This window comes from Arthrobacter sp. B2a2-09 (assembly GCF_027587375.1).
In the GTDB taxonomy this organism is placed as follows: domain Bacteria; phylum Actinomycetota; class Actinomycetes; order Actinomycetales; family Micrococcaceae; genus Arthrobacter.
In genome coordinates, this window is record NZ_JAMXIC010000051.1 from 1 (window position 1) to 10464 (window position 10464).

Annotated in this window: 11 protein-coding genes; 7 read left to right on the top strand and 4 right to left on the bottom strand. The window is 62.3% G+C overall.

What is annotated here, in order from left to right; translation table 11 throughout:
• The 6 genes from NFJ07_RS25265 to fbaA form a co-directional block, all read left to right on the top strand.
• The coding region (locus NFJ07_RS25265) for a transketolase family protein (RefSeq protein ID WP_269998828.1) at window positions 1-1671 on the top strand (1671 nt) is incomplete at its 5' end.
• A 97-nt stretch (window positions 1672-1768) separates the two neighbouring features.
• Entirely contained in the window at window positions 1769-2890 is a 1122-nt protein-coding gene (gene tal / locus NFJ07_RS25270; protein ID WP_269998830.1) for a transaldolase, read from the top strand.
• Between the two features lie 93 nt (window positions 2891-2983).
• Window positions 2984-3703, top strand: coding sequence for a ribulose-phosphate 3-epimerase (gene rpe, locus NFJ07_RS25275; RefSeq protein ID WP_269998832.1), 720 nt, complete (start codon window positions 2984-2986; stop codon window positions 3701-3703).
• A 10-nt stretch (window positions 3704-3713) separates the two neighbouring features.
• Entirely contained in the window at window positions 3714-4187 is a 474-nt protein-coding gene (locus NFJ07_RS25280; RefSeq protein ID WP_269998833.1) for a ribose-5-phosphate isomerase, read from the top strand.
• Between the two features lie 47 nt (window positions 4188-4234).
• Complete coding sequence (locus NFJ07_RS25285; protein ID WP_442865404.1) at window positions 4235-4477, top strand: 6-phosphofructokinase; 243 nt, start codon at window positions 4235-4237, stop codon at window positions 4475-4477.
• A 100-nt stretch (window positions 4478-4577) separates the two neighbouring features.
• The gene (fbaA, locus tag NFJ07_RS25290; protein ID WP_269998835.1) at window positions 4578-5597 is read left to right on the top strand and encodes a class II fructose-bisphosphate aldolase; all 1020 of its coding nucleotides are present in this window, start codon (window positions 4578-4580) and stop codon (window positions 5595-5597) included.
• 268 nt (window positions 5598-5865) lie between these two features.
• On the opposite strand, the gene NFJ07_RS25295 is transcribed toward fbaA, so the two are convergent.
• The 3 genes from NFJ07_RS25295 to NFJ07_RS25305 all read right to left on the bottom strand — a co-directional run bounded on the left by NFJ07_RS25295 (window position 5866) and on the right by NFJ07_RS25305 (window position 9140).
• Window positions 5866-6891, bottom strand: a complete 1026-nt coding sequence (locus NFJ07_RS25295; RefSeq protein WP_269998836.1) for an ATP-dependent 6-phosphofructokinase — start codon at window positions 6889-6891, stop codon at window positions 5866-5868.
• A 314-nt stretch (window positions 6892-7205) separates the two neighbouring features.
• On the bottom strand, window positions 7206-7568 hold the full coding sequence (locus NFJ07_RS25300; protein ID WP_269998838.1) for a cupin domain-containing protein: 363 nt from the start codon (window positions 7566-7568) through the stop codon (window positions 7206-7208).
• A gap of 84 nt (window positions 7569-7652) precedes the next feature.
• Entirely contained in the window at window positions 7653-9140 is a 1488-nt protein-coding gene (locus tag NFJ07_RS25305; protein ID WP_269998839.1) for a glyceraldehyde-3-phosphate dehydrogenase, read from the bottom strand.
• Between the two features lie 428 nt (window positions 9141-9568).
• Here NFJ07_RS25305 and NFJ07_RS25310 point away from each other — a divergent pair, with 428 nt between their 5' ends.
• The gene (locus NFJ07_RS25310) at window positions 9569-10156 is read left to right on the top strand and encodes a TetR/AcrR family transcriptional regulator (RefSeq protein ID WP_269998840.1); all 588 of its coding nucleotides are present in this window, start codon (window positions 9569-9571) and stop codon (window positions 10154-10156) included.
• Between the two features lie 111 nt (window positions 10157-10267).
• Here the strand turns inward: NFJ07_RS25310 and NFJ07_RS25315 are convergent.
• Window positions 10268-10464: hypothetical protein (locus tag NFJ07_RS25315; protein ID WP_269998842.1), on the bottom strand; the 197-nt coding region annotated here is incomplete at its 5' end.

Below are 10464 nucleotides of genomic sequence, written 5' to 3' on the forward strand. Positions count from 1 at the left end.
CCCGCCGGCGAGAGCCCGTTCGACCACACCATCTGGGTCATTGCCTCCGACGGCGACCTCCAGGAAGGCGTCACCTCTGAGGCCTCCTCCCTGGCCGGACACCAGGAACTGGGGAACCTCGTGGTGGTCTACGACGAGAACCACATCTCCATCGAAGACGACACCGACATCGCCTTCACCGAAGACGTGCTCAAGCGCTACGAGGCCTACGGCTGGCACACCCAGCGCGTGGACTGGACCCGCACCGGCGAATACGTCGAAGACGTCCAGGAACTCTATGGCGCACTGCTGGCCGCGAAGGCCGAGACGTCCAAGCCGTCCATCATCTCGCTGCGCACCATCATCGGCTACCCGGCCCCCAAGAAGCAGAACACCGGCAAGATCCACGGTTCCGCCCTCGGCGCCGAGGAAGTCGCAGCCCTGAAGGAAGTCCTGGGCTTCGACCCGGAGCGTTCCTTCCAGGTTGACGAGGACGTGCTGGCTCACGCCCGTGCCGTCGTCGAACGCGGTGCTGCTGCCCGCGGGCAGTGGGACGAGGCTTTCAGCGCGTGGCAGAACGCCAACCCCGAGAACGCGGCACTGCTTGAGCGCATCGAAGCCAAGCAGCTCCCCGCCGGCATTGACGCCGTCCTGCCGGTCTTCGAGGCAGGCAAGGAAGTCTCCACCCGCGCCGCGTCGGGCAAGGTCCTGAATGCGCTGGGCCCGGTCCTTCCGGAACTCTGGGGCGGTTCCGCCGACCTCGCCGAGTCCAACAACACCACCATCGAGGGTTCGCCGTCGTTCATTCCGGCTTCCCGCTCCACGGCTGCGTGGAAGGGCAACCCGTACGGCCGGGTGCTGCACTTCGGCATCCGTGAGCACGCCGCGGCGTCGATCGTGAACGGGATCTCGCTGCACGGCCGGACCCGGGCGTTCTCCGGTACGTTCCTGATCTTCAGTGACTACCAGAAGCCGGCCATCCGCCTCGGCGCCCTCATGGGCGTCCCGTCCATCTATGTGTGGTCGCATGATTCGATCGGCCTGGGCGAGGACGGCCCCACCCACCAGCCGGTGGAACAACTCTCCACCCTTCGCGCGATCCCGGGCCTCGACGTGGTCCGTCCGGGCGACGCCAACGAGGTGGGTATCGCGTGGAAGACCATGCTGGAGAACCACGAGAACCCGGCCGGCATCGTGCTGACCCGCCAGAACGTCCCGACCTTCGCCCGCGGTAACAGTGAAGCAACAGGCGACACCTTCGCTTCCCCGGCTGGGGTGGCTAAGGGCGGCTACGTCCTGGCAGAGGCTTCGAAGGACGGTGCGACGGTCCCGGCCTCGGTCATCCTGATCGGCACCGGTTCAGAGGTCCAGCTCGCGGTGAACGCCCGCGAAACGCTCCAGGGCGAGGGCATCGCCACCCGCGTGGTCTCCATGCCGTGCGTCGAGTGGTTCAACAAGCAGGACGCAGCGTACCGTGAGTCCGTACTTCCCGCAGCTGTGAAGGCCCGCGTGTCCGTTGAGGCCGGCCTGGCACTGGGCTGGAAGGAATTCGTCGGCGACGCCGGACGTTCCATCAGCCTCGAGCACTTCGGCGCCTCGGCTGACTACAAGCGGCTCTTCCAGGAATTCGGCATCACGGCAGAAGCAGTAGCTGCCGCAGCCAAGGACTCCCTGGCCGCCGCAGGCAACTAACACCCCCAACTGCAGTGCGGCGGCGCCGCGGGATACTCCAAAAGGGTCCCGCAGGGCCGCCGCAAGCTGCCACCAATTTCGAAGGACAAACAGAGCCATGACCGACGCAACACCCACCGCACAGCTTTCCGCCGCAGGCGTATCCATCTGGTTGGATGACCTTTCCCGTGAACGGCTGTCAAGCGGCAGCCTGCAAAAGCTCATCGATGAAAAGAATGTTGTTGGGGTGACGACGAACCCGTCCATCTTCCAAGCCGCGATCACCTCCGGCAAGGACTACGAGGCAAAGATTGCCGAGCTCGCCGCGAAGGGCGCCAGCGTTGAAGAGACGATCTTCGAGATCACCACCGCGGATGTGGCCGACGCATGCGACTTGTTCGCCCCGATCGCCGCCGCCACCAACGGCGTGGACGGCCGTGTCTCCATCGAGGTGGATCCCCGCCTGGCGTGGGACACCGAGGGCACGATCTCTGAGGCCAAGCGACTCTACAAGAAGGTGGACAAAGACAACGTCCACATCAAGATCCCCGCGACCTTGGAAGGCCTGGCAGCCATTACCGCAACCTTGGCCGAGGGCATCAGTGTCAACGTGACCCTTATCTTCTCCCTGGAACGGTACCGGGCCGTCATCAACGCCTTCCAGACCGGCCTGAAATTGGCCAGGGACAACGGCCACGACCTCTCCAAGATCCACTCCGTGGCATCCTTCTTCGTCTCCCGCGTGGACACCGAGATTGACAAGCGCCTCAACGCCATCGGCACCGCCGATGCAAAGGCCCTCAAGGGCAGGGCAGGCGTCGCCAACGCCCGCCTGGCGTACCAGATCTACGAAGAGCTGTTCTCCACCGAGCGCTGGGCCGTCCTAGCCGCAGCCGGAGCACGCCCGCAGCGTCCCCTGTGGGCCTCAACCGGCGTCAAGGACCCGGCATATCCGGACACCCTCTACGTGACCGAACTGGCAGCGCCCGGCGTGGTCAACACTATGCCTGAGAAGACTCTCGACGCCACGTTCGACCACGGGGTGGTCACAGGCGATACCATCTCCGGAACCTACGACGAAGCCAACCAGATCCTCGACGCCATCAAGGCTCAGGGCATTTCCTACGCCCTCGTCGTTTCAATCCTCGAATCCGAGGGCCTGGACAAGTTCGTGGCCAGCTGGAAAGAACTACTGGCCGACGTCGAAGGCGCCCTCGCCACTGCACGGAAGGCATCCTAACCACCGAGCTATCCGCCATCTGTCCCGGCTGCGTGGAGACCCCCTTGGGTCTCCACGCCACTTGTGGCCGATATCTACCGAAAGGCAGACACCATGTCCATTTCACCCCTGAAGTGCTGCATCAACCCCAGCATCCTCTCGGCCGACTTCGTCAACCTCGAGGCCGAGCTGGCCCGCATCAGCAACGCCGACGCCGTGCACGTGGACGTCATGGACAACCATTTCGTGCCGAATCTGACCATCGGCCTGCCCGTCGTAGAAAGGTTGCAAAAGGTCAGTCCCGTGCCGTTGGATGGCCACCTGATGATTTCCAATGTGGACCGCTGGGCGCCGCAGTTTGCCGACGCCGGTCTGTACTCGGTGACATTCCACGTCGAGGCATCCGACGCCCCCATCAAGCTCGCCCGCGAACTTCGCGCGCGAGGGGCCAAGGCGGGTATGGCACTGCGCCCGGCCACCCCGGTGGAACCGTACCTGGACATGCTCCCCGAATTGGACATGCTGTTGATCATGACGGTGGAGCCAGGCTTTGGCGGCCAGGCATTCCTGGACGTCATGTTGCCCAAGATCCGCCGTGCCCGCGCGGCAGTCGAGGGTTCGGGGGTGGACGTGGCCATCCAAGTCGACGGAGGCATCACGGAGGAAACCATCACCCGCGCCGCTGAGGCCGGCGCCAATATCTTTGTGGCCGGATCGGCCGTGTATGGTAGGCCGTCGCCTGCGGACGCCATCGAGTCGCTGCGCGAGAACGGCCAGCTCGCCTTCACCTCAACAACACCGCACCTCAACAACACCGCACCCCAACCAGCCTGAAGGATCACTCATGCGCGTTCACATTGCAACCGACCACGCCGGCCTGGAGCTCAGCTCCTACCTCATTAAGGCGCTGTCAGCCAACGGCTACGAGATGGTGGACCACGGGCCTGCGGCCTACGACGCCGAGGACGACTACCCGGAATTCTGCATCAAGGCCGCGTCCGCAGTCGTGGCCGACCAGGCCGCTGGCGTGGACGCCCTCGGGATCGTGCTGGGCGGCTCGGGCAACGGCGAGCAGATCGCCGCGAACAAGGTCAAAGGCGTGCGCGCGGCCCTGGCATGGAACCTCGACACTGCCAAACTGGCCCGCGAACACAACGACGCCAACGTGGTAGCAGTGGGGGGCCGCCAGCACACCGTTAAGGAGGCCACCGAACTGATCGAGGCATTTCTCGCAGAACCATTCAGCAATGCCGAGCGCCACGAGCGCCGCATCGGCAAGATCGCCGCTTTTGAAACCACCGGCGAGGTTGCCGATTAACTTGGCGCTTCACCAAGGGTCCGGGCGCGGGTTTCGTCAAAAGGGGAGTGAAGCTCTCGGAGGCTGGCCTGCTTGTGGTAGGCGTGCCCAGAACAATTGACAATGGCCTCGCCGCGACAGATTCCTCGTTTGGCTTCGATGCCGCAGTGGAGATCGCCGCGGAAGCGGTGGACCGCATCGGGATCTCACCAGCGCTGCATCGTTGTCCCACTGCGAGCAAGGGGCCTCGTCTGGGTGAGCATCGCAGAAGCCAACCGCAAGCCAAAGATCGGTCCCGTTCAACGCTATGAAGATGCCGCCTTCCCGTTCGGCTGACAACCGTACAGAAGTCGGGGAAGGCCCTGACCAGCAAGGACGGGCCCGTAGATGAAATTCACTTTAGGAGTCAGCATGCCCATTGCAACCCCCGAGATCTATTCCGAGATGATCGACCGCGCAAAGGCGGACGGCTTCGCATTCCCCGCCGTCAACGTCACGTCCTCGCAGACGCTGAATGCAGCCCTGCGTGGCTTCGCCGAGGCAGAGTCCGACGGCATCGTCCAGGTTTCCACCGGTGGAGCTGCCTACTGGTCCGGCGCCTCCACAAAGGACATGGTTGCCGGTTCCCTGGGCTTCGCGGCCTTCGCCCGCGAAGTGGCCAAGAACTACGGCGTCAACATCGCCCTGCACACCGACCACTGCCCCAAGGACAAGCTGGACGGCTTTGTCCTGCCGCTACTAGCAGCCTCCGAGGCCGAGGTCAAGGCCGGACGCAACCCGCTGTTCAACTCGCACATGTGGGACGGCTCCGCCGAGACGCTGCAGGAAAACCTGCGCATCGGCCGCGAACTGCTGGAGCGCACCGCTGCTGCCAAGATGATCCTAGAGGTCGAGATCGGTACCGTCGGTGGCGAGGAGGACGGCGTGGAGAATGCCATCAACGACAAGCTGTACACCACCGTGGAAGATGCCCTGGCAACGATCGAGGCCCTCGGCGCCGGCGAGAATGGCCGCTACATCACCGCGCTGACGTTCGGAAACGTGCACGGCGTGTACAAGCCCGGCGGCGTGAAGCTGCGCCCGGAGATCCTGAATGACATCCAAGCCCAGGTAGGTGTGAAGATCGGCAAGGAGTCGCCGTTTGACCTCGTCTTCCACGGCGGGTCCGGCTCCTCGGACAAGGAAATCGCCGACGCAGTTTCGTACGGAACAATCAAGATGAACATCGACACCGACACCCAGTACGCCTACACGCGCCCCGTGGTGCACCACATGCTCAAGAACTACGACGGCGTGGTGAAGGTTGATGGCGAGGTCGGTAACAAGAAGGCCTACGATCCCCGCGTGTGGGGCGCCTCTGCTGAAGCCGGCCTGGCAGCCCGCATCGTGAAAGCAACCCAGCAGCTCGGTTCCGCAGGCAAGACCTTCTAAGCATGGATGACGAGTTCGACGAGAACCTCATGGTCCTGAGCCCACCCTCGTGCCTTCCGAGACCGAGGTCTGCGATCAACTGGAGTCAGGTGCTGAAGGCCTCCCTTGTGGAAAAGCAGTGGTCCTGACCATGTGGCAGCGCAGTGGTGGTCGGAGGTGAACTCCTTCCATGGGACCAGTACGCTTGGGCTCAGCACCGCGGGCAGGAGGAATTATCCGCGCGGTATCGCCCCAGGGAACTTTCGAGACTGTTTTTTGGGCCGGCAGCTCAGCCGAACAGGACTGCGGCTTCGTCGTAGCGCTTCTGAGGAACGGACTTCAACCGGCCTAGGGCCTCCTCGAAGCTCACATGTTCGATCTCCGTGCCCTTCAGGGCAACCATAGTGCCCCAGAAGCCTTCCACCACAGAGTCGATGGCGGCCATACCCAGCCGGGTGGCCAGCACACGGTCGAAGGCTGACGGCACGCCGCCGCGCTGGATGTGGCCCAGGATGGTGGCACGGGTTTCGATGCCGGTGCGGGCTTCCAGCTCCGTGGCCAGCTGGTCCGCGATCCCACCGAGCCGGGGACGGCCGAAGGTGTCCATCCCGCGCTCGGAGTGCGGCGAGTCCATATGCTCCGGAACAAACCCTTCGGCCACCACTACCAACGGTGCGCGTCCGCGGGCGTGGGCCTCCTTCACCCACTGGGTAATCTCCTCGATGCTGACCTTCTGCTCAGGAATGAGGATGGCGTGCGCGCCCGCAGCCATGCCCGCGTGCAACGCAATCCAACCCACGTGACGGCCCATCACTTCGACGATCATGCAGCGGTGGTGCGATTCTCCGGTAGTGCGCAGCCGGTCAATGGCTTCCGTGGCGATCTGCACCGCGGTGTCGAAACCGAAGGTGTAATCCGTGGCGTCAAGGTCGTTGTCCACAGTCTTTGGGACGCCTACGATTTTCAGCCCGGCATCGGTCAGGCGCTTCGCGGCTGCCAAGGTTCCCTCACCGCCGATTGCGATGATCGCATCGATGCCCAACCGGTCCATGTGCGCCTTGATGACCTCAGGGCCACCGCCGTTGTCAAAGGGGTTGGTGCGCGAGGTGCCGAGGATGGTGCCGCCCTGCTTGGCGATACCGCGGACCGTGGTCCGGGGTATGGCGATGACGTCGCCCTCCACGACGCCGCGCCAACCGTCCCGGAAACCGACGAATTCCTGGCCGTGAATGGCAATTCCCTTGAGGACGGCGCCGCGGATGACGGCGTTCAGTCCGGGGCAGTCGCCTCCGCTGGTGAGGATTCCAATTTTCATGTTTCGGCTCAAATCCTAGAGAGGGTTTATAGGCAAAGCACCACGCCGAGCTCACCTAGAGCGTAGTGAGAGGTGTGAGGTGCGACTCAAATGAAATTACAAGGGCCTGGTCCTGTCGCCCAGGTCTAATCTTTTATGCGGCACATTCGGACAGCACGATGGCCGTCGCGCCGAACGCCGCTACCGATTGAGCCTTAGACAAAACAATTGAAATATACGGAAAATCCGGTACCAACTGCCCCTACCAGGAACCCCACTCCTGATCACAACGTGTCAGGCCCGGCATGGACCCCCGGGCCTGAACCGGCACAGGGTTAGGCCGCGAAGATCACAAAGAACTTTCTTATCCGTTCTTGGATCTCCCAAGTTCCTCGCCACCCGATTGGAAAGAAGCCGGCAGTTCCAGCCTCCAGAGTGACCGGTTCACCATCATCCTCAGTGACCACCATGCGCCCTTCAAGGACGTGAATCACCTCACCGCGCTCCAAAAACTCCCACCGCGAGAGGCCAGGCTCGGCCTCCCAGACTCCAGAGAGGATGCGAGAGTCGTCGCTGATGAAGGGAATGGAAATTCTTGTTGGAATCTCATCTCCTAGCACCTCGGCCAAGGGAGGGCCGAGCAGAGATTCGTCTAGTTTTCCCTCGAAGAGCTCGGTGGGCTGGAAGGTTTTGCTCATTGGATATACCTTTCTGCTGTGCTCGCCGTAAGGTCTCCGGCGGGCTGGTGCGATGGCCGCGGCTCGATTAAGCAGCGGTTGAATTTATCCCAAGGCGGCAAGCACCGACATGGCCTCCTCGACGACGTCCGTGGTGGGGAAGGACGGCCGGTTCACGCCCGCCATCTGTTCCATGACGCGGACCACCTGGCAGCTGTAACCGAATTCGTTGTCGTACCAGACGTAGAGGACCAGGTTCTTGTCGTTGGAGATGGTCGCGAGGCCGTCAACGATGCCGGCACGGCGGGAGCCGACGAAGTCGGTGGAGACCACCTCGGGCGAGTCCATGTAGTCGATCTGCCTACGCAGGTCCGAGTGCAGTGACATTTCGCGGAGGAAGTTGTTGACCTCGTCCTTGGTGGTGCCGTTTTCCAGGCTCAGGTTCAGGATGGCCAGGGAAACGTCCGGGGTGGGAACACGGATGGAGCTGCCGGTGAGCTTGCCCAGCAATTCAGGCAGCGCCTTGGACACGGCTTTGGCGGCGCCTGTTTCGGTGATAACCATGTTCAGTGCCGCTGAGCGGCCGCGCCGGTCGCCCTGGTGGAAGTTGTCGATCAGGTTTTGGTCATTAGTGAAGGAATGGACAGTTTCCACGTGGCCGTGAACCACGCCGAACCTGTCATTGATGGCTTTCAGGACCGGTGTGATGGCGTTCGTGGTACAGGACGCCGCGGAAACGATCCGGTCCGTGTCCTCGATGGTGCCGTTGTTGATACCGTGGACGATGTTCTTCAGCTCGCCCTTGCCCGGGGCAGTGAGCAGCACACGCGCGACGCCCTTGCTCTGCAGGTGCTGGGACAGGCCCTCGGCGTCGCGCCAGCGGCCCGTGTTGTCCACCACCAAGGCATTGTTGATGCCGTACGCGGTGTAGTCGATGGTGGCGGGGTTGTCCGAGTAGATGACCTGGATCTGGACGCCGTTGGCCGTGATGATGTCGGCATCCTCGTTGATCCGGATGGTGCCTTCGAAGGGACCATGAACCGAATCGCGGCGCAGGAGGCTGGCGCGCTTGGTAAGGTCGTTGTCGGACCCGCGCCGGACAACAACGGCGCGCAGGCGCAGGCCGTGCCCGCCGCCGGCCTTTTCGATCAGGAGCCGGGCCAGGAGCCTGCCGATCCGGCCGAAGCCGTAGAGCACCAAGTCGGTGCTGGTGCGGTCGCCACTGCCGCGCTTGCCCACGAGCTCGGCGAGTTCCGCGCGGAGGAATTCCTCCAGGGTGGCACCGTTGCCCTCTTCCTTGAATTTTTGGTTCAGGCGGGCGATGTCGATCGAGGCCGAGCCGAGCTGCAGCTGCGCCAAGGTATTCAGCAGCGGGGCAGTCTCCTCCAGGAGCAATTCGTCCTTACTGATCCGGCGCGCGAAGCGGTGTGCCTTGAGGATGTACGTGGTGGAATTGTTGATTAGGCTGCGGCCATGGATGTTGGTCACCACGTTGTTTTCGCGGTACAGCCGGCCGATCACCGGAATCATGGCCTCGGCGAGAGCTTCTCGGCCCATCCACGTATCAAGACAAGAATCTGAAGTTTGTAGCATCGGGCTGCCTTTCCAAAAAAGAGGTGGGCCTGGCATCCATCCTTCTATCATTTGGGGGTAGGGGAAACGCTAATTCTGGATGGTTTAAGCTACCTGTTTGGGTAGTTTGCCGCGTGGATCGTCCCATACGCTGGTTGGGTGGATGAGCCGATAGCATTCAGTCAGAAGAAGCACACGGCAGAACCGGCAGGTCCTGGCGCTCACATATGCGGCAAGCAATGCGCTGCTGGTCAACACCTACGCCCGGAGCCCGGCAAATGAAGGTGTGGTGGAGCGCCTTGCTGATCAACGTGAATTCCGCCCTTGCTGTTGGACGCCTGTTCGAGTCAATGGTTCATAATGAAGATCTAACCCCTTTACTGTGGCCCAAGGATAGGCTTGAGGAAGTGTCTCTGTAGGGCCGAAATCGGGAGACTGGAGAGTGAGCTATGCGGGTATCCGCAGTGGAACGAAAAGAACAGCTAATTTCAGCGACCGTGGAACTCATGAGGCGTGAGGGCGTTCAGTCTGTGACGATGCGGGCCATTGCCAAGGAGGCTAATGCCCCCTTGGCCACGGCACATTATTGCTTCAGCGATAAGGGCGAGCTCATGGACGCGGCCGCCGAGGCCTGGCTGAAGAACTTGAACCGCTTTTCCCGCGACGTCCCGGTGCATTTGGGACTTCGTAAGGTTGTGGAGCAAGTAGCCGAAGGCTACTGGCGCTCACTGGAGGAAGAGCCCGCAAGCCTGCTTGCTGAGATCGAACTCATTCTGTGGGCAACACGCAATGCCGACACCAGCCCGCTCGCCGCGAAAATTTATCCTGCCTATGAAGTGGAACTAGGAACTATGTTCTCCTCCGCGGCCCAAAGCAACGGTGATCAGTGCCTCATAGGCGTCGCTACGCTGGTAAGGTCCTTTCTGATGATCTACGACGGAGCGGCCCTTCAATACATGACCGACCCGAGCGCTACCGATCACCGCGCCCATTTCTTCATGATGGTTGATGCACTTCTGATCAAGGCCGGCGTCTAACCCCCGCCACCAGGGCTTATAGGGACTGCCAACTTTTGCGTGTACTCTAAAGCCCACAGTCCGCCCGACGCCAAATTCCTTTACTGAATTGGCCGCATGGCATGCCTGGAATTACCTGCTCGCCACGGTGTCGATGAGAGTGGCGGGCGTGTCGGTGTCCACATCCTGCGAAGGACCGTACAGGTACCGCACCTTGGAGTCATCCATGGCGTTGAGCCAGCGGGTGTGGTGCTTAGCCTCGATCCACCGATGTGCCCGGGCTGATGATTTGAATCCGGTTCGGCTCGTTGTGCGGGCAGGGAGCATGC